Genomic DNA, 26822 nt, shown 5'->3' with positions numbered 1-26822 from the left:
ATTTAAAGGATATGCTTGTGCGTCCTACAGTAATTTGTTTTTCAGGATTAGATCCATCTGGCGGTGCGGGCCTGCAAGCGGATATCGAAGCTATTGGGCAAAGTGGTGCTCATGCGGCTATTGCATGTACAGCATTAACCATACAAAACTCTCAACAGGTATTTGGTTTTGAAGCAACGTCGAAAGAACTATTATTAGCACAAGCCAATGCGATTGTTGATGATTTACCCATTAAATGTGTCAAATCAGGCATGTTGGGAACCACAGAAAATATTGCGGCTTTAGCACAATTTTTAAGAGAACATCCCGATTATCTATACGTTCTTGATCCAGTTTTAGTGGCAAATAGTGGAGGTTCATTAGGGAATCAAGAAACCCTAGTCAAAGCATTTGCTGAACTTATTCCGCTCGCAAGCGTTCTGACACCAAATACTGTTGAGCTGCGTGCTTTAACAGGTGAAGAAAACTTAGAAAAGGCAACTGAAAAACTTTTTACAATGGGTGCGAAAGCCGTGCTTGTGAAAGGCGGGCATGAAAATACACCCGAATATATTCGCAATGCCTTATATGTTGATAATACATTAGTTTCTGAAACAAAATGTCCTCGTTTAGAGGGGGAGTATCATGGTTCAGGTTGTTCATTGGCTAGTTTTATTGCAGGTCGATTAGCGCTTGGTGATTCCTTAAAAGCAGCAGTCCATCATGCTGAAACTTGGCTTTTTACTGTGTTAAAAAATGCTGAAACCCCTGTCGTAAATGGTCAAAAAATACCAAAACGTTTTTAATACCTCAATTATTCAACTGTTATTTCTCCAAAATGTTCATTATTTTCCCCAAAGTAATGAACATTTTCAGTGCGTTTCAATAGTTTAAACACCTGTAAGCTTATTTACTCTTTAATTTCAGGTTTTCAACATGTACTCGATGAGTTTTCCAAGATTGATCTAATGCATTTTTCTCTAATTGCATTTGAATTCGCTTGAGTTTCATAATGGGAATAATTTCATCTTGAAAGCTTAATACATAATCTATCCACGCCCGCCCTTTAAACACCTGAGTTGGCATCTGTGTTTTAAATTCACAATCTGGCATAAAAACAACAATAGAATGAATCAGGCCATCTTCTATCACGCCTAAAAGATAAGTTTCAATGACTTTAATATGCTTATAATTTTGATGAATTGGATTTTGAAATTTATAATTATTTTTATAAATTTTTTGTGTCCACATTTTTTGTTTTTCCTCACCATAAATCCATCCTCTATAATTTTTTGTTTCAATCACAAATAATCCATATGGACTTAAAAGAATATGGTCAATTTGAGTGGTTCCATCTCCATCTGGTAACGTAATATTATTCAATAAAATATAACGATTATCTAAGTGATGTCGCACATGCTGTTGTACAACCCATTCACCTATTTTTCCTTTTAGTCTCGATTTAAATATTAAAAAAATGATATAAACCATAAAAAAAGCGAAAGTAATTAGGAGTAAATGACTATGCTCATTAAATAATTGCATTGATTCCACCTCCAAAAATTATGTTATAAGTTATTCTTCAGTTTTAATCTTAATTAAAAAATAATCCTTCTTTTTTCATTTATCTTCTCAATTTATTCAACTTGTTCCTATTGATCTATTTAATTTATGCTAGTTATTCAGTTTTGTAAGTTTATATATCCAAATTTAACATTTAATTGAAAAAATAAGACAGCTTTTTTCTGTCAAAATAATGAGAGGGCGATACAAGTCCTCTCATTATTACTTTATATTTAACGCTATCAAATTATTGTTTATTTTAAAACTTTTATGACTAAGCTTTGCTTTTCATTTCGATGCTTACGATTTAATTTATAAAGTAAAATAACGCCAATCAATCCCACCATAGCTAAAGTAATCAATCCAGCCATATCGTTATGCCACGCTTGATCCATCCAGTTTTTTAAATTTGGTGCAACAAAACCACCTAGATTTCCCATGGAGCCAATCAAAGCTGTTCCAATTGCTGCTGCACGACCTGATAAGTATTGTGTCGGCAAGTTCCAAAATAAAGGTTGCACCACAATAAAACCAACTACAGCAAGACTAATTGTTAAAATAAAAGCAAAAATCTGTGTCATCTGCGTTGAAAGCGCAATTCCAATCACAGCACAAGACAGCATTAAAACCGCCATATGATTCCAATTCTGTTTTTTATCTGCAAATCGAGTAATAATCGGCAATAGAATTAATGTGAAAACCCACGGAATTGCACTATAAAATCCAACTTCAATACCCACTTGTGTATTGAGTAATTCTGCAAGCTTTGTCGGTAAAAAGAACAGAACGCCATATACACTTAATTGAATGGTGAAATAAATAAAAACAAAGCGCCAAACCATCCAATCTGTAAAAACCTTTTGCGTTTTACTCTCTTCTGCATATGCAGACTGCGGTCTATCTTCAACCAGTGCTTTATTTAATATTTCCTTTTCTTTTGGGGTTAGCCATTTTGCTTCATCAGGTTTACTCACTAACATAAAAAATGCAATGATTCCCACAATAACAGTCAAACCACCTTGAACAATAAACATCCATTGCCAATTTCTAAAACCAAAGGTATAAGTTGACTCTAACAGCCAGCCTGAAAATGGTCCGCCTAACATGAGGGCGATTGGAACACCTAAATAATACCACCCATAAGCCTGACCTCTAAAGGTTTTTGGGAACCAGTAGGTTAAGAATAAAATCACTCCAGGAGAAAAACCTGCCTCAGCAACACCCAATAGAAATCTTAAAATATAGAAGCTCGTTGAATCTCGTACAAAAATCATGGCAATGGAAACAACGCCCCATGTAATCATAATTCGACTTAACCAAACACGTGCTCCTACTTTATGTAAAATCATATTGCTGGGAATTTCAAATAAAGCATATCCAATAAAAAATATGCCAGCGCCCAATGCATAGGCAGATGCGCTAATTCCTGCATCGACTTCAATGTAATGCTTTACAAAACCCACATTCGATCGATCCAACATGGCCAAAGCAAACATGAGAACAATCAGCGGCAATATACGTATCTTTACTTTACGAATTAATTGAGATAACTCTATGTGCCCTACAGGCATAATTTCCTTCACTTTCTGCATATCAATCATCCTTTGATATGAACCGTTTTAAATCTATTTCATTCGATTTAAACTGCGTTTCTTATTTGCTATGAAATAAATATTTTTGAATTGAAGATGCTTTCATTTCGATTGAAAAACCGGGCTGTTGAGGTGGCATATATGCCGCATTTTCAATTAAACATGGCTCAATAAAATGCTCATGTAAATGATCAACATATTCAGTCACACGACCTTCTTTCGATGCAGAGAACCATAAATAATCAATCATAGATAAGTGCTGTACATATTCACATAACCCAACACCGCCCGCATGTGGACAAACTTTAAGCTTGTATTTCGCAGCCATTAATAATACCGCTAATACTTCGTTAATACCGCCCATACGACAAGCATCAATCTGAACAATATCGATCGCTTCACGCATAATAAATTGTTTGAACATAATACGGTTTTGGCACATCTCTCCAGTTGCCACTTGTATCGGTTGAATTGAAAACCGAATTTTACGATGTGCTTCAACATCATCTGGTGATGTTGGTTCTTCAATAAACCATGGTTTTGCAAATGCCAACTGTTTAACCCAATCAATCGCTTGATCAGTTTCCCAAATCTGATTGGCATCAATCATTAATTGGCGATCTGGACCAATAATTTCTCTGGCAATTTTGACACGACGTTTATCCTCTTCAACATCACGCCCAACTTTCAACTTGATGTAATTAAAACCTTCATCAACCGCTTCTTGACATAGACGTGCAAGCTTTTCATCACTATAGCCTAACCATCCTGCTGAGGTGGTATAACATGGGTAACCTTCTTTTAGTAAGGTTTGTTCTCGCCCTGATTTCGTTAAAGCATTGGCTTTTAAAAGTGATAATGCTTCTTCAGGTGTAATGCAATCTGTTAAATATCTGAAATCAATACAGCCAACAACTTGCTCTGGTGTCATATCAGCAACAAGCTTCCAGACAGGTTTTCCTTCACTTTTTGCCCATAAATCCCAAATTGCATTAACCACTGCGCCCGTGGCTAAATGCATTGCACCTTTATCTGGTCCAATCCACCGTAATTGGCTATCTGACGTCAAATGTCGCCACATATATGCAGGATCTTTTTTAACCTCATCAATGTCTAAACCCACAACTAAGTGACGCATTGCCTCAATTGCTGCACAACAAATTTCATTACCTCGCCCGATAGTAAACGTTAATCCATGTCCAGAAAGCTGGTTATTTTCTGTTTTCAAAATAACATAAGCCGCTGAATAATCAGGATCTGGGTTCATTGCATCTGAACCATCTAATTGTTGTGAGGTTGGAAACCGAATATCTAATACTTCTAAATCTATAATTTTAAGCATATTTTGTGCCTATCCTTGTTTATATTTTTTAGATTTTCAGGACAAAAGTACCCTTAGGCATCAATGAAAATGCCCTGAAAATATAATGCGTAAATTAGGCTTTAAATACTATTTTGCATGAACCACACGTTGCTGCTGTTCACCTAAGCCATCAATCCCTAAACGCATCGTCTGACCCGCTTTTAAATATATGGGTGGTTTTTGACCGAGACCAACGCCTGGCGGTGTGCCTGTTGAAATGACATCACCCGCTTGTAAACTCATATGTTGACTTAAATAACTAATAATTGTCGGAATATCAAAAATCATGGTATTGGTATTTCCATTTTGGTAACGATGACCATCTACTTCTAACCAAATTGATAATTGATGTGGATTATCGATTTCGTCTTTAGTCACAAGCCAAGGACCGGTTGGACCAAAAGTATCACACCCCTTTCCTTTATCCCATGTTCCAGTTCCTTCTAACTGAAACGCACGTTCAGACACATCATTAATTACACAATAACCAGCAACATAATCCATTGCATTTTCTTGACTGATATAACGACCATTTTTTCCAATTACAACGCCAAGTTCAACTTCCCAGTCTGTTTTTTGTGAATTTTTAGGAATTTCAACATTATCATTTGGTCCAACCACTGCGCTGGTCCATTTATTAAAAACCACAGGTTCTGCAGGAACTTCTGCTCCTGTTTCAGCTGCATGATCTGAATAGTTCAAACCAATACAAATAAATTTACCAATTTGACCTACACATGCACCTAAGCGTACATCATCTTGTACAATAGGCAGTGTTGATAAATCAGTTTCACGAATTTTGTCTAATTCATTAATCAAAACATCGCCACAAATATCTGAAACGATTGAAGATAAATCACGTATCTTACCTTCTGAGTCTAAAACACCTGGCTTTTCTTGTCCTTTTAATCCAAACCGTAATAATTTCATTGTCTTATCCTTAATTATCTAAAATTAATTTGACCAACCACCATCAATCATATTGATGGTCCCTGTGGTAAAAGCAGATTCATCACTCGCCAAATATAAAGCGAGGGCTGCAATTTCCTCAGCTTTACCAATACGCCCCATCGGTTGGCGAGCAACAAATTGCTGATAAACATCTTCTACCGATTTATTTTGCTCTTTTGCTTGCATTTCAATTCGTTGATGCAATGATGGTGATTCAACTGTCCCTGGACAAATCGCATTACAGCGGATTCCTTGGGTAATATAATCAGCTGCAATCGCTTTGGTCATTCCTAATACCGCTGCTTTCGTAACACTATAAGAAAAACGATTTGGTACACCTTTAATACTTGATGCAGCCGAGGACATATTAATAATTGAACCTTTTTTATTCGCTAACATTGCAGGTAAAAATGCGCGAATCATGTCATACATAGAATCAACATTTAGTTGAAATGCTCGTTTCCATTGCGCTTCATCACATTGCAAAATCGTTCCTGCAGGAACCCAACCAGCACAATTAAAAAGAACATCAGTAGAAGGATATTTTTGTGCAAAGTGATTAATTTGCTGTGGGTCAGTGACATCTAAATGCTCAATCGAGATGTGATTGACTTCATTTTTAAGTTGTTCCAAAAGTTCCAAATTAATATCTGTTGCAATAACATGTGCCCCTTCTTGGGCAAATGCCAATGCTGTGGCTCTACCAATTCCTTGAGCTGCTGCAGTGATTACACAAGTTTTATTTCGTAATCTCATACTTATTCCTTGTTTTGCTTTATAATAACATTAAAGCCAAATTGGCTAGACCAAATAACTGGTCTAGCCAATTTATGTCATTTTTATTTTTTTGGCAAGACCAATATTTTTAAAAAAGTAAATTTTATGAAGCAAACTCGTCTTTATCAAAATATTGTAAATAAAATTCAAGATGATATTAAAAGTGGAATTTATCAAATTGGTTCCAAACTTCCTCCTGAACGCGATTTAGCCCAACAATTTGGGGTCAGTCGTACTTCAATCCGTGAGGCAATCATTGCTTTAGAAATTTTTGGAATGGTTGAAGTTAAATTAGGTAGTGGTGTTTACATTCTTAAAGAACAAGCTGATCAAATTATTCAACCTCAAAATGATTTAGACCAAAATATTCATCCACTTCTTCTGCCTCATTTAAAAGAAGAAGATTTCATTACACCTTTTGAGGTTTTAGAAGCGCGTTTACATATTGAGCCTTATCTTGCTGAACTGGCAGCAAAACATAGGACAGAAGCGCAACTAGAATCAATTAAACAAGCATTCATGATGAATGTGAACGATAACTTAGATCAATCATCCGATCATATTGGAGATCGTCTCTTCCATATTCGAATTGCTGAAGCAAGCCAAAATAATGCATATGGCTTTTTCCTAAAATATTTATTAGGACAACATTACACCAATATTTTCAGTCGCATGCGTACACTTTATACCCCAGAAGATATGCCCTTACGCTCTCAATTTGAACATCAAGAAATTTTATTTGCCATTCAAAATCAAAATGCTGTAGCCGCTAAAAATGCAATGAAAAAGCATATTCAAAATGTGATCAATATTTTTTCTCGTAAAATTTAAATAATGGCGCCATAAATTCTCAAGCTTATATTCCCTATAAAAAATATTTTAGTTTTAATATCTAAAATAATAGAAAAATTATAAAAATACAGTCATCAAGATTATTTAACATTCTGTTTTAATTTTGTAATAAAAACAGAATGTTAAATAACAAATCATCATTTTTAGTTTTCACAATTTCTACATAGTTATATTTTTTTAATAATAAATCTTTATGCACGATCCACAATCTATCCACAAATAAAGCGTAGTGTTTAACGTGGAGAATAACTCTCCTTATGAGATATTAAAATGAAAAAAACATTATCAGGTTTAGCTTTAGGTCTCACATCTATTCTGTTTGCTGGCGCTGTGCTAGCAAATCCACCAACAGATGTAAAACAGCATGCTTCAGGTCAACCAACGACTGTTGCTGTTCAACATAAAGACCAAGCAAAACCATCAAGAGATGTAAAAACTGAACATACGTCACACGCTGGCAAAGATGTCAAAGGTCAGCATTCTCAAGCAACTAAAGATGTAAAAGGGATTCAAAAGTCTCAAACATCTAGTAATGTAAAAGGTCAACAAAAAACATAAACTCTTAATTAATAATCAGGCTTGAAAAGATGAGATGCAATATCTCATCTTTTAATTTAGATCCATCTTCATATCAATATGCGGTATACCGCAATCTAAATAATCAGAACCTTCAATTTTAAAGCCTAACTTTTCATAAAATGAAACAGCATAAACTTGTGCTGAAAGTTGTAGAAACTGACGTTGGTTTTCTTTTGCAAACTGAATAATTTCTGCCATCAATCTAAAACCAATATTTTTTCCTCTACATATTTCAAGTACAGCAACTCGACCAATGCTGTTATTTGACAATAATCTTGCCGTTGCAACTGCTTTTTCATCTTCAAAAGCAATAAAATGTATACTTACCTCATCAAGTTCATCCCATTCATCCACTTCAGCAATATTTTGTTCTTGGATAAAAACTTCTTCTCGAATAGGCTTGGCATATTTTTTAAGATCTTGCCAAGATCCATTCTCTATTTTTAACGTCACAGTTTTTCCCGCTTAACATTTACGACCAATATCTTGTTGATCCCATTGATTATTTAACAACAATTCTAAAGAGTGCTTTTGAATACCATACATGTGCTTTAAGGTTCGAATTTGCTCTAAAACATGTTCATCAGCGTGTTTAAAATCCTTGCGCTTTGTTGCCAAAATCATCTTATTTTTACTGGTATGCTCCAATGCAACAAACTCAAATACTTTTGTTTCATACCCATATGCTTTCAATAATAAGGCACGAATTGTATCTGTCAGCATTTCTGCTTGCTGTCCTGCATGTATCCCAAATTGTAACATTGGTTGTAATACTGTAGGCGCTTTCAACTGTGGACGAAGTTCTTTATGGCAACACGGCGCGCACATGATCATTTGTGCATTTAATCGAATTCCCGTATGAATCGCAAAATCTGTTGCAACATCACATGCATGTAAAGCAATCATGACATCTAATTGTTCTGGATGATAACTTCGGACATCACCTTGATAAAAATCCAATTGATTAAATCCAACTTGCTGGGCAATATTTTGACAAAATTCAACCATTTTTGGATTGAGTTCTACCCCTGTCACTGTAGGTTCTTTCATCTGTTTTGCCATATAATCATATAAAGCAAAAGTGAGATAACCTTTACCAGAACCAAAATCAACGATCCTTAATTTTTGCTGTTCCGCTTGGATTTGGGTTAAGGCACCCGATAATATTTCAATGAATTTATTAATCTGTTTCCATTTTCGCGCCATACTCGGAATAATTTGAACTTTCGCATCCGTAATGCCTAAAAGTTGTAAAAAATGACTTTCTTGATCTACATAACGATGTTTAGTGCGATCATGTGCATTTAACGCTATATTCTTTGGTAAAGCTGATTGCTGTATTTTGCTCATTTTCAACATTACTTTTTTCTTATTCCTTTTCAATTGTAATTCTTGTGCTTGCGTAAATAGGTTTCCCTGCTTGCACTGCGCTAAGAATTGGCTCACGATCTTAAAAGATTCTGTCATGGCATAATTTTTTGTTACATCTTGCGTTGTGTATTTATACAAACAACTTAAATATTGTTCACCTTGCAATTGAATAACTCTAAACGTCATTTTTTCTAATTTATCTATTTCTCCTTCATATTGGCTCAAAATCATTTTATCAAAGCTTTGTGTTTCAATTGCTTGCTGAAAGGCTTCTAGAAACTGTTGTTCCTGTAATGTAAGCGTAGTCATTTGAGACATGAAATGAACCTGAAGAAAATTGACCTTAAAGTTTAAAGCTTCTTACTTTAAATTCAAAATTAAATTAATATACAGGTGTATATTTTTTAATATGAGCGAAATTTCATGAAAAATAATGCTCCATTGCTTGAAGACTATGATGTTGTAGAAGAAAAATTAAATTACTGGAGCCATGGTATTGGGGCAATCTTGTCTCTTATCGCAGGTATCCTTTTAATCATTAAAGGATCCTACCTTCATTGGGGACAATGGATGGCATTATGGATCTATGCTTTCAGTATGATTTTATTATTCTCTGCCTCAGCACTTTACCATATGTCTGTGACTGCTGATCGGAGGCATTTTTATAAAAAATTAGATCATACTGCAATTTATTATTTAATTGCTGGAACCTATACCCCTTTTCTGGCCATTGCAATTCCAACGCCTAAAGCGCATTACTTGCTAGTTGCTTTATGGATTATTGCGCTAATTGGAACATTATTTAAATTAGTCTTTATTCACTCTTTTCAAAAAATCTCCCTGTTTGCATATTTAACTATGGGATGGTTAGCTTTATTAATCATTGATGATATGCAACACTTTTTAACTGATCAATGTTTAACCTTACTCATAGCAGGAGGTGTTTCTTATACTGTTGGCGCATTGTTTTATGCGTTAAAACAAGTAAGATATACGCACGCTATCTGGCATATTTTTGTACTTTTAGGTGCAGGATTACAATTCCTGTCTATTTATTGGTACGTGATTTAATCATCTCCTCGACAGATTTGTTTAGTGACCCTAAGCGTGTTGATTTGAGAAGATTGCCGTTGTTTTTTTAAAAAATTACGCCTTTTTTTAAAAAGATTACGCTTTTAAATCTAATTTTTTATTTTTAGTAAGTGTAAGGTCCTCCATGGCGTCAGCAAATTCAGCTACAAATCAACCTGTAGCAACTAACTCTAAATTTCGTGTACTGACAGCAAGTCTTGTCGGTACGACGATCGAATTTTTCGACTTTTATATTTATGCAACTGCTGCGGTCATTATTTTCCCGCATTTATTCTTCCCTGCAAGCACCGATCCAACCACTGCAACGATTCAGTCTTTAGCAACATTTGCAATTGCATTTATTGCACGTCCAATTGGTGCTGCAATCTTTGGTCATTTAGGTGATCGAATTGGGCGAAAAGCAACTCTGGTTGCAGCGCTTCTTACGATGGGAATATCAACAGTTGCCATTGGTTTACTCCCAACCTATGCGCAAATTGGTATCGCTGCCCCACTCCTACTCGCACTTTGCCGTTTAGGGCAAGGTTTAGGTCTAGGCGGTGAATGGTCGGGTGCTGTTTTGTTGGCAACTGAAAATGCACCAGAAGGTAAGCGTGCTTGGTATGGTATGTTCCCTCAACTTGGTGCCCCTATTGGCTTTATTCTTGCGACAGGATCATTCCTTACGCTTGGTGCCTTCATGTCTGAAGAAGCATTTATGGCATGGGGTTGGCGTATTCCATTCATTTCAAGTGCTTTATTAGTGATTGTTGGTTTATGGATTCGTTTAAAACTACACGAAACGCCAGCATTCCAAAAGGTTTTAGATAAACAAAAAGAAGTCAATGTGCCTTTTAAAGAGGTTATGGTAAAACATTGGGGTGTACTTATTTTAGGTACAATTGCTGCTATTTGTACATTTGTTGTTTTCTATCTTACAACTGTTTTTGCTTTAAACTGGGGCACAACTCAATTAGGATATTCACGTTCTGAATTCCTAGAGTTACAACTTGTCGCAACACTTTGTTTTGCTGCGTTTATTCCATTATCTGCAATTTTTGCTGAAAAATTTGGTCGTAAAGCAACATCTGTTGGTGTTTGTATTGTTTCAGCCTTATTCGGTTTAGTATTCGCAACAATGCTCGATTCTGGTAATACTTTTATTGTATTCTTATTTCTATGCATTGGTTTATCGATTATGGGCTTAACCTATGGTCCAATTGGAACTGTTCTTTCTGAAATTTTTCCAACTTCTGTACGTTATACAGGTTCTGCATTAACCTTTAACCTTGCTGGAATTTTTGGAGCTTCCTTTGCGCCACTAATTGCCACAAAACTTGCAACAACTTATGGTTTATCTGCAGTAGGTTATTATTTAACAGCAGCCTCAATTCTCTCATTATGTGCCTTTTTAGCACTGCGCGAAACGAAGAATGATGATGTAAATAATCAAGTTTAAAACTCAACTATTTTAATAAAAAACCAGCAATATAATGCTGGTTTTTTTATTTTTAATAACCTAAATAAGCTCAATAATATCGATTGTCGGAGGAACTCTAAAACGAAATGGAACACCAACCATACCAGTCCCCACCGTAACCAATACGTCCGCATTTTGATGTGAGTAAAGTCCTTTTTTATGACCTAAAATAGACACTTTTTTCATCACATAATCTGTCAACCACGGTAATTCAACTTGTCCACCATGTGTATGCCCTGACAGCATTAATGCTCTATAATTTAACTTTGGTACCATATCTACAGTATCTGGATTATGCGATAAAATAATCCAAGGTTTATCTTGGGGTAAATCGGGCATAAAGCGCATATCCGTTTTACCTGCCCATAAATCACCAATTCCAATTAAGCGAAAATCATCAAATTCAACAATTTTTCCTTCAATATCCATCACATTATTTTCTTTTAATGCATGTGCCAATAACACTTGAATGGGCGGCCCAGGATATTGTTCATCATGATTACCATTCACTGAATAAATCGGTGCTTTAATTTCTTTTAATATTGCCAATTCATCTACTAATGTACGTTCAGGCTCATACGTCCAATCGCCAGAAACAACGACTAAATCTGGATTTTGTTCATTTACTTTGCTAACAATTCGCTTTAATTGTTGTTCTCGTCCAGAAAATAGCCCGACATGCAAGTCTGCAAGTAGCGCAATTTTAACTGATTTATCTAAAGATTTTTCAGGGTAAATTTGATAGCATGTTCGCTTAACATGTATAAACATCGGCTCGATGAAGCGCGCATAAATCAATATTCCTGTCAGCGCGAATATAAAAAGAGCTTCATGTAAAGAATAATGTCCAATCCAACCCGCATATGCACTGAAAAGACAAATAGGAATGAGTAAATATGATAAATAATATGCCAATAAATGAATAAAAGCTTTAAATGGATGGATTGTTTCTGTTCTTTTCTGGCTCATCCAAGCTTGAGATATTGCCCATAGCAAAAGCATGCCTAAAGCAATATAAAAATAAAATTGGATTGAATTAGATGACCACATTATTTATCTCATCCATTTAGTAAATGGCGTACGCTGATAGATTTGTTTATTTTTTCACAGCTCAAAGTTTGATACAAACCTAATTTTGTACTAATGATTAAAAACAACTGCCTGAAGGAATTAAATTTGTTATTTCATTGCACTAAGATCATCAATATCCATCGCTCAACGACAGTATGGTTGAGTTGTTTACTTGTTCTTGGCATTTCAGGCTGTTCAACATTACCCAAACAATATGCTCAACCTACGCATTACGCTTTTCAATCTGATACGAGTCAAACTGCATTAGCAAAAATGATTCAACCTTTGCGACAAATGCATCCAGATCTAACGGGCTACCATATTTTATATGATCCACTTGAAGCGCTCTCCACACGAATTCATCTGATTGATAAAGCAGAAAAAACTTTAGATTTACAATATTATATTTGGGATAATGATCGCATAGGTGCTTTGGCTTTATATTCAATTATTAATGCAGCAAATCGTGGTGTAAAAGTCCGCTTGCTCATCGATGATAATAATGCAAAAAAAATGGAAGGTGTTTTTTTAGCTCTCGATCAACATGCCAACATTGATGTCAAACTTTATAATCCTTATGGGTTTAGGCAACATAGATTGCTTGATATTGCGCTTGATCTTAAGCGTGTTAATAGACGTATGCACAACAAAAGTTTTATTGTCGACAACCAGATTGCACTGATTGGTGGTCGTAATATGAGTGATCAGTATTATAATTTAAGTGATAAATATCAATTTTCTGATGTCGATATTCTTTTAGTTGGAACAGCTGCTGATGAAATTATTCACTCATTTGATGAATATTGGAATGATGATTATGCATTCCCTGTTCGTCAGATTGTCGATCATCAACGCTATCCGCTTCGTTATGACGGCTTAAAACAACAGCTTGACGCGCACTATCAGGAAGCGTCAGTACAAAATTATTTAGATTTAGCCTATCGTTCACAAACATTTGAAAAATGGTTAAATCAAGATATCAAATTCAATTGGACCACAGCTGAAGTCGTAAAAGATTCTCCAAGTAAAATTAAAAGTCGTGCAACAAAAGAAGAACATTTAAATTTTCAATTACTTAAACATTTAAAAGAACCAAATCATAGTATTGATATTATTTCTGCCTATTTTGTTCCAGAGAAGGTTGGAACTCAAAAACTCAGTGAATTAGCTAAAAGTGGTATAAAAGTACGCGTTTTAACCAACTCATTTGCAGCAAATGATGTTTCGATTGTACATGCATTTTATTCAAAATATCGTCAAGAATTATTAGAAAATGATGTTGAGCTTTATGAGTTTTTATATGCTCCTGACCAAGAAAACTTAAATGCGAATATAGAAGAATTTTCTAAAAAAGCAAAAGTTAGCCTAAAAGGTTTAAGTCGCTCTAGTTTACATGCAAAATTAATGGCAATCGATGAAAAGCAAGTATTTATTGGCTCTTTCAACTTCGACCCAAGATCTTCATATTTAAATACAGAAATTGGTGTACTACTCGATAGCCCTGAACTTGCTGCTGGCGTCCATGAAACAATGGATAATCATCTCGCCAAATATGCCTATAAATTGGTATTAGATGCAAATCATCACATTAACTGGCAAGTTCCTAAGCCCAATGGTGAAGTTCGTACATTCACCGATGAGCCAAAATTAAAATGGTATCAAAAAGCACTTCTTAAAATCACCTCATGGCTTCCAATTGAAGGTCTCATGTAAAATTAGTATCCATTACAAATTGCCATTATTTTTTCCACGTAATACCTCATTTTGCAATTGAGCCAATCCGATAACCATTTTCTCTTGAACCAATGCGGTTAACGTATCTACTGTATGACCTTCAACAGAAATATGAGGTAATGCCATTAAATGTGCAGTAACCTGTGGCATTTCAATTACATTTTTCACATGTTGCATAAACGTAATATCACCAATAAATGGTGAAACTAAGTCTAATTCTCCTTTTTGATTTACATAACAAATCAGACAAATTTGCACTGGTTTTTGTGCCTCAATTGCAGCACCTAAGATACGACCATGCACCTTTTTAACTTTTGAACCGTCTGTTGTTGTTGCTTCTGGAAAAAATAAAACAGGAATATCTTGTTTTAAAAAACCAGCAATTTGTTCTCGAATTCGAATTGAATCCCCAGAGCCTCTTTTTATAAATAAAGTACCACCACCTTTGGCTAATTTACCAAGCAACGGCCATTGTTCAATTTCTGCTTTTGCTAAAAAGAATACTCGCGCACCTGAACCTAATACAGCAATATCTAACCAAGAAATATGATTCGATACCCATAAAGCAGGTGTTCTTGGAATTTCGCCATGAACCTGAACTTCAATATTAAAAACTTTAGATAGACGACGACAGAAATATTGTACATATCTCGTGTTTTTAGGATTATTACTGTCTTGATAAAGGCGATATCTAAAGACCAAGTAAAATCCTTGAAAGACGGCACTCATGACCGCAACTATTTTTTTTGAATATAAAAAAAATTTTGAAACGCTATTCATTGTCAATATTTTAGAGCCCATATTTATTCATTAATGATCATTGCATCAAGTTAATCTTGCTGCAATGGTTTTTATTTTCATTTTATCCTGTTCTCTATCCACTTACATTGCAGATAAAAACTGAGTATGTGTATCAAAAAATTATGAATGCGTCATTAAATAAAATCATTTTAATCAATTATCGATGAAGAAAGTTCTATATCATGAATATGATTACACTAAAATAGATATTTTATAATTGGAGCAACACCGCAGTGGTCAACGTAATGCAACAAACAGATGGTGAACGTGTCATCTTAGTCAGTGTTTCTGTTCAAAGTTTAGAAGATTTAGATGCTGATGAGTTTGCGCTACTGACGAAATCTGCGGGTGCTGAAATTCTTCAACATTTATATGTCCATAAAATCAGACCTGATGCAAAACTATTTGTAGGCTCAGGGAAAGCTGAAGAAATTGCCTTATTCGTCGAAGAGTTAGAAGCAAATCTAGTTATTTTTGATCATGCACTTACTCCTGCCCAAGCACGTAACTTAGAAAAAATAATGAAGTGTCGTGTCGTTGATCGAACAGAACTTATTTTAGATATTTTTGCTCAGCGTGCCCGTACTTATGAAGGTAAACTTCAGGTCGAACTTGCACAATTACATCATCTGTCCTCCCGTCTCATTAGAAGTCGAGGTACGTTAGATAGTCAAAAAGGGGGGATTGGACTACGAGGCCCTGGTGAAACATTACTTGAAACAGACCGTCGTTTACTCAAAATTCGCATGGGACAATTAAAAACTAAATTAGATAAGGTTCGTCAAACTCGACAACAAGGTCGAGTCGCTCGACAAAAAGCAGCCATTCCAACCGTATCTCTTGTCGGTTATACCAATGCGGGAAAATCAACCTTATTTAATATTTTAGCCAAAAGTGATGTTTATGCTGCAGATCAGCTTTTTGCCACACTAGACCCAACACTTAGACGTTTAGATTGGGATGGTATTGGATCGCTCGTATTGGCAGATACCGTTGGTTTTGTACGAAATTTATCGCACTCATTAGTTGAATCATTTAAGGCTACGCTCGAAGAAACGTTAGAAGCAACCTTACTATTACATATTATCGACTCCAGTAGTCCTGAAATGTTAGAACAGATTGAAGCCGTTGATAAAGTCTTGTCCGAAATTGGTGCAGATGTTCCTATCATTCGAGTGTATAACAAAATTGATCAAAGCCATGAAAATGCTAAAATCATTTATGCTAAAGAACACCAACCAGATCGAGTCTATCTTTCAGCACATACAGGAGAAGGATTAGACTTATTACGCCAAGCAGTTCATGAGAGCTTAATGGGGCAAATTCAAAGTTTTAATCTGTGTCTTAAACCAGCATATGGTAAACTTCGTACGCAACTTTATGCCTTAAATGTCATCCAATCTGAACAGTATGATGACGAGGGAAATTTACATATAGAGGTCATCATGGCCCCTCATAAAATTGAACATTTGATAAAAAAATTACATTTACCATTAGACGAAATATTGGGTGAAAAAGCAAAAAATTTCCAACCAGTACTTGAAGAGTTTGAACTCAAGGATTAAATTGTTCAAAACTTGATAAATAGACTTTTACAAAATCATGGACTGGCTTAAACATATAGATTGGCGTATGTGGATTGCAACCTTAGTACTTATTGTTGCATTCAGGGAAGGTGCATTATGGATCATGACCCAATTTTCACACCCAGAATTAGGTAATTTAGTCGGTTTAATGAGCTTACTTATTGTTTTATTTCTATGGCGAATATTGGGACATATTCCAACGGGTTTAATTGAAACTAATAATAAAATAATGAAAGAAAGTGCATTCGCGTTTCTTCCGATTAGTGCAGGTTCTCTCATTATGTTGGTTCATATGGGTGAAAAAATACCAACATTCTTAGCAGTTTTATTTATTAGTACATTAATCCCCTTATGGATTTACGCAAAAATTGCGAAACGTTGGTTATAGGAGATTCATTGTGCTTTCGATTATATATGCTTTTATCATCACACTGATTGCTTATTTACTGGCTAAACCATGTAATAAAAAAGTCCCTCAAGTTCCTGTTCTTGTTTTTAGCATGTTCTTTGTTCTTATTTTATTATTCTGTTTTGGCATTTCATATGAAGAATATATGAGTCAAACAGACCCCTTATTTAGTCGCTTATTAGGATATGTCACAGTAGCTTTAGCCATTCCACTCGCGACAATGCGTTATGATGATTTGCCACTAAAAATCATGATCAGCATTTTAGTTTTTGCAAGTATAAGTGCTGTTGCACTTCCAATGGGACTTGCCTACTTATTACATATGTCGAGCCCAGATATTCTTGCTTTCGCTACACGTGCAGTTACAACCCCGATTGCAATTAATATTGCGACCTTGCTTGAATCTCAAGTCAGTCTGGTCATTTTAATTGTGATTCTTTCTGGTGTTATTGGTGCGGCTTTCTCACCGTTGATACTCAGAAGAATTAATGATGAACGTGCTTCTGGTTTAGCATTAGGTTTAGCAGCGCACGCCATCGGTACTGCTCAAGCATGGCAACGAGGCAGTATCGCAGGGCGTTATGCAGCATTTGGCATGGCAGTTAATGCAGTATTTACTGCAATTTGGCTTCCGACTTTTATTTTATATTTAAGAAGCATACCCACTTAAAATATGATAGCTTTAACGTGATTTATTTATGATCAATTGTTGATTACAGCCTTTGATCATAAATAGTCTAAACCTGAAATTTTCATTTCTAAACCTTCCTTTGCACCAATTGCATTGGTTAAATTGACTTTAAGTGACTCTGCAAAATTTCCATGATAAAGCTTTGAACCTTGATGACTTAGGTCTGACTTGCCATCAATATAAATCCTCCCACCCAGTTTTTCCCATAAATAACAAAAACCATAATCTTCTGATAAATAACGTTTAGAAATTGGATGAACCATCACATCGAAAAACCGAAAATGATAACCCTTATCCTTATGTCCAATAGAATCTGGTACATACTTTAACTCTGGATAAGCAACCATCATTCGTTCAAAAACAGCTCTTTTAATCAGCATAAAACCCGTAGGTGCTTCACCCATTTCAATAAAACCATCTGTACCAATATTAATCTCAACACGATCTTCTCCTGAAGCATTCACAGTATATTTCTGATAATACGTATTAAACTCTTCTTGCTTCATCTGTGCTGGTAATCCCTCTGTTGGCCAAATCTCCTTTTTTAGAGGATAAACACCCGCAGCAATATCGTAGTCTGATAAAAGTAGCCTTAAAGCACTCTCAATGCTAAATCCAATATCGGCATCAATCCAAAATAAATGTGTCCATTCTTGATTTTCTAGAAATGCAGCAACACAATTATTTCTAGCACGCGTAACTAAACTCTCCCCTTGCATAAAATAAAACTGAAGTGGCATACCAATTTTCATCGCAATATTTTGTAAATTTAAAATTGAAATTAAATAATTATTAAAATATTTTCCATCATGACTCGGGGTCACAATAAGTGGGTAAATTTCCTTAAGCTTTTCAATTTCTAACATTTATAATTTTCCTCGATTCACATTATTGTGTTTTTAATTTTTTATTATTTATATAATAATTTAAATATATGTTTTTGAAAATAAAAAACCACTATTCAGTGGTTTTTTATTTAGTGCTTTATCTAGATATGACTGGATTATCTACTGAATATAGCTGCTTATCTTCTAAACGATAAGCCAACAATTGCTGTCCCCAAACGCAGCCTCCATCCACATTTTGAATATTGGCTGAAATTGTTTTGCCTTGAAGTGCAGCCCAATGTCCGAAAATGATGTGATGTGTCTTTGCTGTTTTGGAATCAAACTTAAACCATGGTTTAAAACCTTTAGGCATTGGGTCATTTAAAGACTCTTTAAAGCTAAATTCTAAACGCCCATCTTGGTCAGTTAAACGCATACGTGTTAAATAATTGGTAATACATCGTAACCGTGCATTTCCATCTAAACGATCATCCCATAAAGTTGGTTCTTTGCCGTACATCTCACTTAAGAATGCATCGACAATCGTAAAGTCATCATGAGATAAAACCCGTTCAACCTCCTTCGCTCGCTCTGCTGTCTGCACTGCACTCCAATTCAATGGGATACCTGCATGCGTTAAAATCGTCTGTTCATTTGGAAATAAACAGAGTGGTTGTTTACGTAACCAATCAATCAAATCATCACTTTCTAAAGCATGAATAACATCTGTAATATGATCTTTTTCTTTCGGTGCTTTAATACCACGTGCAACAGCAAGTAAAGTTAGATCATGATTTCCCAGTACGGTTGCAGCAACACCACTATCAACGAGTTTTTTGATAAATCGTAATGCACCAAGAGAGTTCTCACCACGTGCAACGAGATCTCCTGAAAACCAAATAAAATCTTGATCAGCATCAAACTGAATTTCTTTTAACAATGCTTTTAATGCTTCAAAACAGCCTTGAACGTCACCAATCACATAATTATATCGAATGGTACGAGACATTTTTAAACCACCATTTGATCAGAAAGCGCAACAAATTGAGTCAATGTTAAAGTCTCAGGTCTTGCCATAGGATCTACACCCGCTTTTTCAAAACCATCTTCGACTATCATTCCTTTAAGACTATTACGCAAGGTTTTTCGACGCTGTGTAAAAACATGTGAAACCAAGCGTGCCAATGCTTTTTCATTTTTTGCAATAATTGGCTTCGTATCATACGGCTCTAAACGAAATACTGCCGACGTGACTTTAGGAGGTGGGTTAAATGATCCTGGTGGAACCTCAAATAAAAAAGTGGGTTTACAAAAATACTGAATCATTACAGATAAACGACCATATTCTTTCGTATTCGGTACCGCAGTAATACGGTCAACAACTTCTTTTTGTAACATAAAATGCATATCTTTTACTTTATCACCAAACGTTAAGAGGTGAAAAAGTAAAGGGGTTGAAATATTATAAGGTAAATTTCCAACGACACGCAGTGGGCGACCATCTTCAAATAGTGCTGTAAAATCATATTTTAAAGCATCGGTTTCAATAATCGTTAATCGCTCTGGATGTGGAACTCGACCAGGTAACCCAGCTGCCAAATCACGGTCTAACTCTATGACCGTTAAAGCATCACACTCCCCAATTAAAGGAGAAGTCAGTGCAGCTAAACCTGGACCAATTTCGACAATATTCTCGCCTGATCTTGGGTTGACTGAACGGACTATTTTCGCAATGACACGTTGGTCATGTAAAAAGTTCTGACCAAATCGTTTTCGTGTATGATGCCCTTCATCTTTAGGGTTTAAGGCATTAATCTGATACATAAACATTTCCAACGTGTAAATAAGATAAAATCATTGACGTGCTAAATCTAAGGCTAAATCTACAGCAACGTGTAAACTTGAACTTTTTGCCAGCCCACTGCCCGCTAAAGAGAGTGCGGTACCATGATCGACTGACGTTCGAATAAAAGGTAAACCTAAAGTAATATTGATCGCTTCGCCAAAACCTTGTGATTTTAACACAGGTAAACCTTGATCGTGATACATCGCTAAAACAGCATCTGCATCTTTTAAATGATCAGGTGTAAATAATGTATCTGCTGGTAAAGTCAGGCTTATATTTATCCCTTGTGCTTGATAACTTTCAAGTACTGGATTAATCACCTCTATTTCTTCCATGCCTAAATACCCATCTTCTCCAGCATGTGGATTCAGACCACAGACTAAAATACGTGGATGCTCAATCTTAAATTTAGATTTTAAATCATGTAATAAAATATCAATCACTTGATGTAAGCGTTCTGCGGTAATCGCATCTGCAACAGCACGGAGTGGTAAATGCGTTGTGACTAATGCAACGCGTAGTTTTTTTGTTGCCAACATCATTACAACTCTGGCAACATTCGCAAATTCTTGATAGAACTCAGTGTGTCCACTAAATGCAATACCAGCTTCATTAATTACAGATTTTTGTACAGGAGCCGTGGCAACCCCTACACTTTTTCCCGACATTGCATATTCAGCAGAACGTCGTAATTGCTCAAGTACATAATTTGCATTTTGAGGGTTAAGTACACCTAAAACAACGTCCTGATTTAAGGGTAAATGTTCAATATAAAGCTGCCCCTGCTCCGAAGAAAATGACTGACCTTGATATTCAATCAATTGAATCGGCAAATTTAATAATTGAGCACGTTGTTCTAATAAATTCTTATCTGCTAAAACAACAATAGGTCGTTTATCGACCCGATCTGCCAAGCTCAAACAAATATCTGGACCAATTCCTGCAGGTTCACCACTGGTAATATATAAAGGCAGCATATCCGACTCAATTGACATAAAGTATTTTATTATAAAATGTTCAACTTGAAAGATCAGCTTTCTTTGAGATTAATTTCATCTATCTGAATAGGAATTAAATGAATCAACTGATCACATTATTTGCTAAAATACTGAATGATCAATCATTAATTAAATCAAAAAATAAGATCTTAAAAACTGAGTTTTATGATGGTATTTTATAGATCATGTAAAACCACCTTTAGATTTAACTCATCTTCAGCGTCATATCTCCCTTGATAAAATACAAATAAAGAATGATATATCTATTAATTAACACATGAGATTTTAAATTTGATCGGTCAATTTTCTAATTTCAATTTATAGATGACCTATTGTCCAAACATATTATTACGATAAAGCGTCTTAAATTTGTCAGATTTTTCTCATTCTTAAGCATTGCTTTCTATTCATACGCTTTTCCTGTAAAATATTGCATTGGAAAATCTATATTTCGATTGTGGTTCTAGTGAAAATCCGCTAGAATTCGCACTCCTTTAGTTTGGACAGATTCCATAGTCCAAACCAACTATAATAGGTAGTGGTTTAATGAAAACTCTCAGCGCTAAGCCTGCTGAAGTTCAACACGACTGGTATGTTGTTGATGCTTCTGGCAAAACTTTAGGTCGCCTTGCGACTGAAATCGCTCGTCGTTTACGCGGTAAGCATAAAACATCTTATACTCCTCACGTTGATACTGGCGATTATATCGTTGTAATTAATGCTGAAGAAATTCATGTGACTGGTAACAAAGCACTTGATAAGAAATACTATCGCCATACTGGTTTCCCTGGTGGTATCCGCGAAACTAACTTTGAAAAGTTAATCGCACACAAACCTGAAGCAGTTTTAGAAAAAGCTGTTAAAGGTATGTTACCAAAAGGTCCTCTTGGTTATGCAATGATCAAAAAAATGAAAGTGTACGCTGGTACTGAGCATCCACATGCAGCTCAACAGCCACAAGTTTTGGACATCTAAGGGATACAGCACATGGCTACTAACTATGGTACAGGTCGCCGTAAGACCGCAACTGCACGTGTTTTCCTATCAGCTGGTACTGGTAAACTCGTAATTAACAACCGTTCTTTAGAACAATACTTCGGTCGTGAGACTGCTCGTATGGTTGTTCGTCAACCTTTAGAGCTTTTAGAAGTTACTGAAAAATACGACCTTTACATCACTGTTGCAGGTGGTGGTATTGGTGGTCAAGCAGGCGCTATCCGTCACGGTATTACTCGTGCATTGATCGCTTCTGACGAAACTTTAAAACCTGCTCTTCGTCAAGCTGGTTTCGTTACTCGTGATGCTCGTGAAGTTGAACGTAAGAAACTTGGTTTACGTAAAGCTCGTAAACGTCCTCAGTTCTCTAAACGTTAATTCGTTTATCGAATCGGACAAAAAGCCTTGGATTTTCCAAGGCTTTTTTAATGGTGCAAAAAATTCATAATCTGATATTGATCCATCGCATATTTTACCTATTTTTACATGTTCCATCGCAATTGAACCATCGTGATAAAGCGTAACTTGTATTCATCTGCAATATAACCACCATACTTATCACTAGGATAGCAGGCAATACTCTCTTCATCATTACATGTATCCGTGAGAACATGGCAAGGATCGCCTTCTATACATTCATCATTAACCTGTACGACACGATGACGTATCAATGCTTTATCAGAACTTGAATAGGCATAAATTGGTTCTATAAAAATAACTGTGAATACAATGAATAGTATATGTTTTAACAGGATATATATTGTGTATAAAATATCCGATATTCAAATCAATTCAATTCCGTTATTCATTCATTTACCAATGAGTTCATTGAATCCGTGATTTTATTGCCTAAGTTTAGTATTCTATCTTATACATTTATTATTGCATCGGAATATGGCTGTCGAAACCGCTCCTCTTCAAGGAATTACGCTTTATAGTCATGTTGATGACTTACGCTCACACTGGATTCGTTATATTCTGGCTGAAAAACAGATTAAACATCATCTTATTTTGGTTGAGGATGAAGATGAAGATCTCGCAAGTCTCAATCCATACAATCAACTTCCAACATTAATAGAAAATGAATTAAAACTTTTTAATACTGCAATTATTTCTGAATACTTAGATGATCGATATCGTCAAAATAAACTCTATGCAGATGCACCAATGCCTCGTGCAGAACAACGTCAATATATTTGGCGTTTACAAAATGACTGGCTTAAGCTTGCAGAAACACTTTTATGCCATCCAGACTCCCTGAACAAAGATGCCCAAAAAGTAGCACATAAACAGCTCAGAGATACATTAATTTCTCTTACTCCATTATTTCAACACTATCCATACTTTATGTCAGAGCAATTTACAATTTTAGATTGCATGCTTGCACCTATTTTCCTAAGATTAAAAGTAATGCATATTGATCTACCTGCTCAGCATTGCCGCCCTATTCACTTGTATTGTCAACGTATTTTCAATCGCCCTGCCTTTTTGAAATCTTTAACAATTCAAGAAAAAAATAGATATGCAAAATATATTTCAAACTAATCGAGTTTTCTTATGTCTGATCAAGATTTGACTTTAAGCCCTACCCGCCCATATTTAGCACGTGCAATTTATGACTGGATTTGTGACAACAACCTTACGCCCCATATCATGGTAGATGCAACACAAAAATATATATCTGTTCCTGAACAATTCGTACAAGATGGACAAATTGTATTAAACATTGCTCCACATGCAGTACATGTCTTCTCTATGGATCAAGAAGCCATTTCTTTTTCAGCAAGATTTGGTGGTGTTTCAAGAGATATTTATGTTCCATTTAGAGCATTATTAGGTATTTATGCACGTGAAAATGGTCAAGGATTATTTTTTGATGCTTCTGAATATGAAGATATCAATGCTGAACAAATTGAATTAGAATCGGAACAGAAAGAAGATGTTAAAACTGCTAAAAAGAAATCAAATTTAAGATTATTAGATTAAAAAATGGAGCATATATAAATGGCTTTTGATTTAGTTCACTATTTTAATGATCAAATAAAAATTCAAAAGCCGCAACTTTTGAATCAATATCAAACTGATCAAAGAGATTTATATATTCTAGAACTGAATTGCTTAATATTAGGTCGTCTTATCATCCTTCTACAAGAAGATGAAAGTACTTTATATAAAGAAATTCACCAACTCAATCATTTATATATTCAAGAAGTTTCTCGTCACCTGACAACATCTTATTCAAATGAATCTGCACTTAACCCAGCTGATTTAGAATGGTCTTTAAGTGAAATTCTGTCTCTACAATTGATGGAATTAAAACAATTAGATGAAACAGGTAGTTTAGGGACTGCAGGTATTAAAGAACTATTATTAGGTCAGATTAAATACCTCTCAGGATTAGCAAATGATTGGGTTTGGACAACAAATAAGCTAGTAGAACTGTTAGGGACTAAACCTAATCATGTAGAAGAGATATCATTAGAAGAGACAATGAAGGAATTTAACCATATGATGACTCAAGATCAAACACAAGTTGTTACAGATGAAGTAACTGAAACAAAAGAACCTACATGGGCTAAAATTGTAGAACCTCTTGTTGCATTAGCAATACTATGGATTCTTGCCAATGCATTATGTAATGTATTTGCATAACATATATAAAAAACCGCTTTTGAGCGGTTTTTTAACTTTTAGCACATATAACTCATTCTAAAATAATATTTCTACCCCATACTTTCTTGATATATTTGATGTCATAACTTCCTTTTATATAAGCAGCATTGAACAAAAGATTATTCTTTTGACTGGTTTTCCCCTCAACACCCAATTTTATTTCCACCAAATCTTGTGTGCCTGATAGAGAGTATAAGATATCATTTATTTTGACAGCATAAGGTTCTATATTATAAATCCAATTTACTGAAAAGTAGGATTTATAACACATTATTTTAGTATTACTTTGAGATATTAGTATATCGAAATAAGTTTTCAAACTCATAGGACTTTGTACTTTTGCCAAACCCAAATGAGCACCTATATTTTATAGCTCTTTAAAATTATCTGCACGTATCTTTCAATAAACCGATTGGATTTATAGCTGAATTTACCACTTTTTCACAGAATGATTATTATTAAAATGATTCATGCCAATTTCTACCGAAGCATTAACTCCAGACAGCCGATGCCTTAATACTCCTTGATGAACAGTTTCTAGTTTATTCTTTAGATAATTTCAATGAAACCATATATCTATAGACCAATCTTTATGTTCTCAACAGTTTTCATACCACATACCATAAAGCCCAATACTATGATCACACCTTTTAGCTAATGATTGATATTCAGTTAGTTTTGAATTAGTTTTACTATGATGATATTTATATCCCGCATCACACCCAAAAACTATTATTTATGATCACCAATATTCACAATCAAAGAAATATCAATCTCTACGGGCAGTAAATTAATGATTTTTACTCCACCTAACAGCTGAATTAAACTAGATGTATCTGTTTGAGTCTTATTATTAAATTATTAAACCTTGTGACAATTACCTATATGTTGCTTAGCTCCAATCTGTATTGCTTCCTTAGCTGCTTTAATTTCTGTACAGGAATATCTACAAGTGTAAGATTTATCATCCTCCCTGATGCATTTAAATTTGATTAAGGAAAACCTCTCTGGATAATTCCAAAAGTTTCTTTTAATGTTGTTGTTAATTCTTTTATCAATATTCATGCTATCAACAACAAAGCCAAAATTATTTAGTGCTGTATTTATAATTAATTATTGGTGCTATTTTTAGATACAGTGCAATTACCAAGTACATTAATACAATTATTATTAACCATTACTAAACCTTAGCATATATTCCTAATACTCTTTAATATTAACCATTTAAATATATTATTTTTATTCATCATTTCCCCTTTTTTCATTCTTATATAACTGATTAATTAGTAAAATATAGTTTTTATTTTCTCTATTTATTCTCTTTAATTCTCAATATTCCATAAACAAACCCCCTTAATCTGTTGATTAAGGGGGTTAGGATTAATGAGCTGGCGATGACTTACTCTCACATGGGTAACCCCACACTACCATCAGCGCAAAGAGGTTTCACTTCTGAGTTCGGGAAGGGATCAGGTGGTTCACTCTTGCTATTGTCGCCAGCACAACTGTTATGACTTTGCATTTGGTCTTATTCGTTGTATTTCTACACTACGTGCCGTTGCTTGGTCAAAAGAGTTATTAACAGAGATATCTGAGTTTAATTAGTTTGTTC

At 35.0% G+C, this 26822-nt stretch carries 29 protein-coding genes and 1 rRNA gene; 14 read left to right on the top strand and 16 right to left on the bottom strand.

Annotated features, from left to right (window positions below; translation table 11 throughout):
* Positions 1–17 precede the first annotated feature (17 nt).
* Positions 18–785 (top strand): hydroxymethylpyrimidine/phosphomethylpyrimidine kinase, encoded by a 768-nt coding sequence (locus B9T31_RS04755; RefSeq protein WP_086180821.1) that lies wholly within the window; start codon positions 18–20, stop codon positions 783–785.
* A 100-nt stretch (positions 786–885) separates the two neighbouring features.
* Here B9T31_RS04755 and B9T31_RS04750 read toward each other — a convergent pair whose 3' ends face one another.
* The 5 genes from B9T31_RS04750 to B9T31_RS04730 all read right to left on the bottom strand — a co-directional run bounded on the left by B9T31_RS04750 (position 886) and on the right by B9T31_RS04730 (position 6204).
* Complete coding sequence (locus B9T31_RS04750; RefSeq protein ID WP_086180820.1) at positions 886–1524, bottom strand: nuclease-related domain-containing protein; 639 nt, start codon at positions 1522–1524, stop codon at positions 886–888.
* A gap of 272 nt (positions 1525–1796) precedes the next feature.
* Entirely contained in the window at positions 1797–3134 is a 1338-nt protein-coding gene (locus tag B9T31_RS04745; RefSeq protein ID WP_228145980.1) for an MFS transporter, read from the bottom strand.
* A gap of 61 nt (positions 3135–3195) precedes the next feature.
* Positions 3196–4476 (bottom strand): L-fuconate dehydratase, encoded by a 1281-nt coding sequence (locus tag B9T31_RS04740; protein WP_086180819.1) that lies wholly within the window; start codon positions 4474–4476, stop codon positions 3196–3198.
* A 108-nt stretch (positions 4477–4584) separates the two neighbouring features.
* A complete protein-coding gene (locus B9T31_RS04735) occupies positions 4585–5427 on the bottom strand; it encodes a fumarylacetoacetate hydrolase family protein (RefSeq protein ID WP_086180818.1) in 843 nt (280 codons plus the stop codon).
* Positions 5428–5451: 24 nt separating this feature from the next.
* Positions 5452–6204, bottom strand: a complete 753-nt coding sequence (locus B9T31_RS04730; protein WP_086180817.1) for an SDR family oxidoreductase — start codon at positions 6202–6204, stop codon at positions 5452–5454.
* Between the two features lie 126 nt (positions 6205–6330).
* On the opposite strand from B9T31_RS04730, the gene B9T31_RS04725 reads away from it, so the two are divergent.
* Both B9T31_RS04725 and B9T31_RS04720 read left to right on the top strand, forming a co-directional pair.
* A complete protein-coding gene (locus B9T31_RS04725; protein WP_086180816.1) occupies positions 6331–7056 on the top strand; it encodes a FadR/GntR family transcriptional regulator in 726 nt (241 codons plus the stop codon).
* A 291-nt stretch (positions 7057–7347) separates the two neighbouring features.
* The gene (locus B9T31_RS04720; protein WP_086180815.1) at positions 7348–7635 is read left to right on the top strand and encodes a hypothetical protein; all 288 of its coding nucleotides are present in this window, start codon (positions 7348–7350) and stop codon (positions 7633–7635) included.
* A gap of 51 nt (positions 7636–7686) precedes the next feature.
* Here the strand turns inward: B9T31_RS04720 and B9T31_RS04715 are convergent, their stop codons facing one another.
* On the bottom strand, positions 7687–8109 hold the full coding sequence (locus B9T31_RS04715) for a GNAT family N-acetyltransferase (protein WP_086180814.1): 423 nt from the start codon (positions 8107–8109) through the stop codon (positions 7687–7689).
* 12 nt (positions 8110–8121) lie between these two features.
* A complete protein-coding gene (locus B9T31_RS04710) occupies positions 8122–9345 on the bottom strand; it encodes a class I SAM-dependent methyltransferase (RefSeq protein WP_086180813.1) in 1224 nt (407 codons plus the stop codon).
* Positions 9346–9450: 105 nt separating this feature from the next.
* On the opposite strand from B9T31_RS04710, the gene trhA reads away from it, so the two are divergent.
* Complete coding sequence (gene trhA, locus B9T31_RS04705; protein WP_086180812.1) at positions 9451–10098, top strand: PAQR family membrane homeostasis protein TrhA; 648 nt, start codon at positions 9451–9453, stop codon at positions 10096–10098.
* Positions 10099–10243: 145 nt separating this feature from the next.
* Entirely contained in the window at positions 10244–11557 is a 1314-nt protein-coding gene (locus B9T31_RS04700) for an MFS transporter (protein ID WP_086180811.1), read from the top strand.
* A gap of 60 nt (positions 11558–11617) precedes the next feature.
* Here B9T31_RS04700 and B9T31_RS04695 read toward each other — a convergent pair whose 3' ends face one another.
* Positions 11618–12628 (bottom strand): metallophosphoesterase, encoded by a 1011-nt coding sequence (locus B9T31_RS04695; RefSeq protein WP_086180810.1) that lies wholly within the window; start codon positions 12626–12628, stop codon positions 11618–11620.
* A gap of 126 nt (positions 12629–12754) precedes the next feature.
* On the opposite strand from B9T31_RS04695, the gene B9T31_RS04690 reads away from it, so the two are divergent.
* The gene (locus B9T31_RS04690; RefSeq protein WP_416202519.1) at positions 12755–14362 is read left to right on the top strand and encodes a phospholipase D family protein; all 1608 of its coding nucleotides are present in this window, start codon (positions 12755–12757) and stop codon (positions 14360–14362) included.
* A gap of 12 nt (positions 14363–14374) precedes the next feature.
* Here B9T31_RS04690 and B9T31_RS04685 read toward each other — a convergent pair whose 3' ends face one another.
* On the bottom strand, positions 14375–15184 hold the full coding sequence (locus B9T31_RS04685) for a lysophospholipid acyltransferase family protein (RefSeq protein ID WP_213033221.1): 810 nt from the start codon (positions 15182–15184) through the stop codon (positions 14375–14377).
* 245 nt (positions 15185–15429) lie between these two features.
* On the opposite strand from B9T31_RS04685, the gene hflX reads away from it, so the two are divergent.
* From hflX to B9T31_RS04670, 3 genes are read left to right on the top strand one after another with little or no spacing between them, the layout of a single operon-like run.
* Positions 15430–16749 (top strand): ribosome rescue GTPase HflX, encoded by a 1320-nt coding sequence (hflX, locus tag B9T31_RS04680; RefSeq protein WP_086180808.1) that lies wholly within the window; start codon positions 15430–15432, stop codon positions 16747–16749.
* 37 nt (positions 16750–16786) lie between these two features.
* On the top strand, positions 16787–17158 hold the full coding sequence (locus B9T31_RS04675) for a hypothetical protein (RefSeq protein WP_086180807.1): 372 nt from the start codon (positions 16787–16789) through the stop codon (positions 17156–17158).
* A gap of 10 nt (positions 17159–17168) precedes the next feature.
* Positions 17169–17849 (top strand): LrgB family protein, encoded by a 681-nt coding sequence (locus B9T31_RS04670; protein ID WP_086180806.1) that lies wholly within the window; start codon positions 17169–17171, stop codon positions 17847–17849.
* 56 nt (positions 17850–17905) lie between these two features.
* On the opposite strand, the gene B9T31_RS04665 is transcribed toward B9T31_RS04670, so the two are convergent.
* The 4 genes from B9T31_RS04665 to pdxA form a co-directional block, all read right to left on the bottom strand.
* A complete protein-coding gene (locus B9T31_RS04665) occupies positions 17906–18736 on the bottom strand; it encodes a hypothetical protein (protein WP_086180805.1) in 831 nt (276 codons plus the stop codon).
* 118 nt (positions 18737–18854) lie between these two features.
* A complete protein-coding gene (locus B9T31_RS04660) occupies positions 18855–19706 on the bottom strand; it encodes a symmetrical bis(5'-nucleosyl)-tetraphosphatase (RefSeq protein WP_086180804.1) in 852 nt (283 codons plus the stop codon).
* A 2-nt stretch (positions 19707–19708) separates the two neighbouring features.
* Positions 19709–20521, bottom strand: coding sequence for a 16S rRNA (adenine(1518)-N(6)/adenine(1519)-N(6))-dimethyltransferase RsmA (gene rsmA / locus B9T31_RS04655; protein WP_086180803.1), 813 nt, complete (start codon positions 20519–20521; stop codon positions 19709–19711).
* A gap of 30 nt (positions 20522–20551) precedes the next feature.
* Complete coding sequence (gene pdxA / locus B9T31_RS04650) at positions 20552–21520, bottom strand: 4-hydroxythreonine-4-phosphate dehydrogenase PdxA (protein ID WP_086180802.1); 969 nt, start codon at positions 21518–21520, stop codon at positions 20552–20554.
* A 567-nt stretch (positions 21521–22087) separates the two neighbouring features.
* Here pdxA and rplM point away from each other — a divergent pair.
* Both rplM and rpsI read left to right on the top strand, forming a co-directional pair.
* Positions 22088–22516 carry a 50S ribosomal protein L13 gene (rplM, locus tag B9T31_RS04645; protein WP_086180801.1) on the top strand — a complete coding sequence of 143 codons (429 nt, stop codon included), beginning with the start codon at positions 22088–22090 and terminating at the stop codon, positions 22514–22516.
* A gap of 12 nt (positions 22517–22528) precedes the next feature.
* Positions 22529–22915, top strand: coding sequence for a 30S ribosomal protein S9 (gene rpsI / locus B9T31_RS04640; protein WP_054581151.1), 387 nt, complete (start codon positions 22529–22531; stop codon positions 22913–22915).
* A gap of 104 nt (positions 22916–23019) precedes the next feature.
* Here rpsI and B9T31_RS17660 read toward each other — a convergent pair whose 3' ends face one another.
* Entirely contained in the window at positions 23020–23208 is a 189-nt protein-coding gene (locus B9T31_RS17660) for a hypothetical protein (RefSeq protein ID WP_139840899.1), read from the bottom strand.
* A 223-nt stretch (positions 23209–23431) separates the two neighbouring features.
* Between B9T31_RS17660 and B9T31_RS04635 the strand changes: the two genes are divergently transcribed.
* From B9T31_RS04635 to B9T31_RS04625, 3 genes are read left to right on the top strand one after another with little or no spacing between them, the layout of a single operon-like run.
* On the top strand, positions 23432–24082 hold the full coding sequence (locus B9T31_RS04635) for a glutathione S-transferase N-terminal domain-containing protein (RefSeq protein ID WP_086180800.1): 651 nt from the start codon (positions 23432–23434) through the stop codon (positions 24080–24082).
* Positions 24083–24094: 12 nt separating this feature from the next.
* Entirely contained in the window at positions 24095–24523 is a 429-nt protein-coding gene (locus B9T31_RS04630; RefSeq protein ID WP_086180799.1) for a ClpXP protease specificity-enhancing factor, read from the top strand.
* Positions 24524–24541: 18 nt separating this feature from the next.
* Positions 24542–25189: a hypothetical protein gene (locus B9T31_RS04625; RefSeq protein ID WP_086180798.1), complete on the top strand. Its 648-nt coding sequence runs from the start codon at positions 24542–24544 to the stop codon at positions 25187–25189.
* Between the two features lie 52 nt (positions 25190–25241).
* Here the strand turns inward: B9T31_RS04625 and B9T31_RS04620 are convergent, their stop codons facing one another.
* Positions 25242–25556, bottom strand: coding sequence for an autotransporter outer membrane beta-barrel domain-containing protein (locus B9T31_RS04620; RefSeq protein ID WP_139840898.1), 315 nt, complete (start codon positions 25554–25556; stop codon positions 25242–25244).
* A gap of 1040 nt (positions 25557–26596) precedes the next feature.
* Positions 26597–26711 (bottom strand): 5S ribosomal RNA (rrf, locus tag B9T31_RS04615).
* Between the last annotated feature and the right edge of the window lie 111 nt (positions 26712–26822).

It is taken from the genome of Acinetobacter sp. ANC 4558, from assembly GCF_002135375.1.
GTDB lineage: Bacteria > Pseudomonadota > Gammaproteobacteria > Pseudomonadales > Moraxellaceae > Acinetobacter.
The sequence above is the reverse complement of the archived record's forward strand: the minus strand, read 5'-3'. Positions and strand labels throughout refer to the sequence as shown.

Excerpts from the sequence above, each read along its gene's own strand:
- B9T31_RS04635 (WP_086180800.1), top strand. The coding sequence starts at position 23,432 with ATGGCTGTCGAAACCGCTCCTCTTCAAGGAATTACGCTTTATAGTCAT.
- B9T31_RS04660 (WP_086180804.1), bottom strand. The coding sequence starts at position 19,706 with ATGTCTCGTACCATTCGATATAATTATGTGATTGGTGACGTTCAAGGC.
- rpsI (WP_054581151.1), top strand. The coding sequence starts at position 22,529 with ATGGCTACTAACTATGGTACAGGTCGCCGTAAGACCGCAACTGCACGT.
- pdxA (WP_086180802.1), bottom strand. The coding sequence starts at position 21,520 with ATGCTGCCTTTATATATTACCAGTGGTGAACCTGCAGGAATTGGTCCA.
- B9T31_RS04710 (WP_086180813.1), bottom strand. The coding sequence starts at position 9,345 with ATGTCTCAAATGACTACGCTTACATTACAGGAACAACAGTTTCTAGAA.
- B9T31_RS04720 (WP_086180815.1), top strand. The coding sequence starts at position 7,348 with ATGAAAAAAACATTATCAGGTTTAGCTTTAGGTCTCACATCTATTCTG.
- B9T31_RS04735 (WP_086180818.1), bottom strand. The coding sequence starts at position 5,427 with ATGAAATTATTACGGTTTGGATTAAAAGGACAAGAAAAGCCAGGTGTT.
- hflX (WP_086180808.1), top strand. The coding sequence starts at position 15,430 with ATGCAACAAACAGATGGTGAACGTGTCATCTTAGTCAGTGTTTCTGTT.
- B9T31_RS04695 (WP_086180810.1), bottom strand. The coding sequence starts at position 12,628 with ATGTGGTCATCTAATTCAATCCAATTTTATTTTTATATTGCTTTAGGC.
- B9T31_RS04700 (WP_086180811.1), top strand. The coding sequence starts at position 10,244 with ATGGCGTCAGCAAATTCAGCTACAAATCAACCTGTAGCAACTAACTCT.
- B9T31_RS04625 (WP_086180798.1), top strand. The coding sequence starts at position 24,542 with ATGGCTTTTGATTTAGTTCACTATTTTAATGATCAAATAAAAATTCAA.
- B9T31_RS04675 (WP_086180807.1), top strand. The coding sequence starts at position 16,787 with ATGGACTGGCTTAAACATATAGATTGGCGTATGTGGATTGCAACCTTA.
- B9T31_RS04740 (WP_086180819.1), bottom strand. The coding sequence starts at position 4,476 with ATGCTTAAAATTATAGATTTAGAAGTATTAGATATTCGGTTTCCAACC.
- B9T31_RS04630 (WP_086180799.1), top strand. The coding sequence starts at position 24,095 with ATGTCTGATCAAGATTTGACTTTAAGCCCTACCCGCCCATATTTAGCA.
- rsmA (WP_086180803.1), bottom strand. The coding sequence starts at position 20,521 with ATGTATCAGATTAATGCCTTAAACCCTAAAGATGAAGGGCATCATACA.
- B9T31_RS04730 (WP_086180817.1), bottom strand. The coding sequence starts at position 6,204 with ATGAGATTACGAAATAAAACTTGTGTAATCACTGCAGCAGCTCAAGGA.
- B9T31_RS04745 (WP_228145980.1), bottom strand. The coding sequence starts at position 3,134 with ATGCAGAAAGTGAAGGAAATTATGCCTGTAGGGCACATAGAGTTATCT.
- B9T31_RS04665 (WP_086180805.1), bottom strand. The coding sequence starts at position 18,736 with ATGTTAGAAATTGAAAAGCTTAAGGAAATTTACCCACTTATTGTGACC.
- B9T31_RS04750 (WP_086180820.1), bottom strand. The coding sequence starts at position 1,524 with ATGCAATTATTTAATGAGCATAGTCATTTACTCCTAATTACTTTCGCT.
- trhA (WP_086180812.1), top strand. The coding sequence starts at position 9,451 with ATGAAAAATAATGCTCCATTGCTTGAAGACTATGATGTTGTAGAAGAA.
- B9T31_RS04725 (WP_086180816.1), top strand. The coding sequence starts at position 6,331 with ATGAAGCAAACTCGTCTTTATCAAAATATTGTAAATAAAATTCAAGAT.
- rplM (WP_086180801.1), top strand. The coding sequence starts at position 22,088 with ATGAAAACTCTCAGCGCTAAGCCTGCTGAAGTTCAACACGACTGGTAT.
- B9T31_RS04685 (WP_213033221.1), bottom strand. The coding sequence starts at position 15,184 with ATGGGCTCTAAAATATTGACAATGAATAGCGTTTCAAAATTTTTTTTA.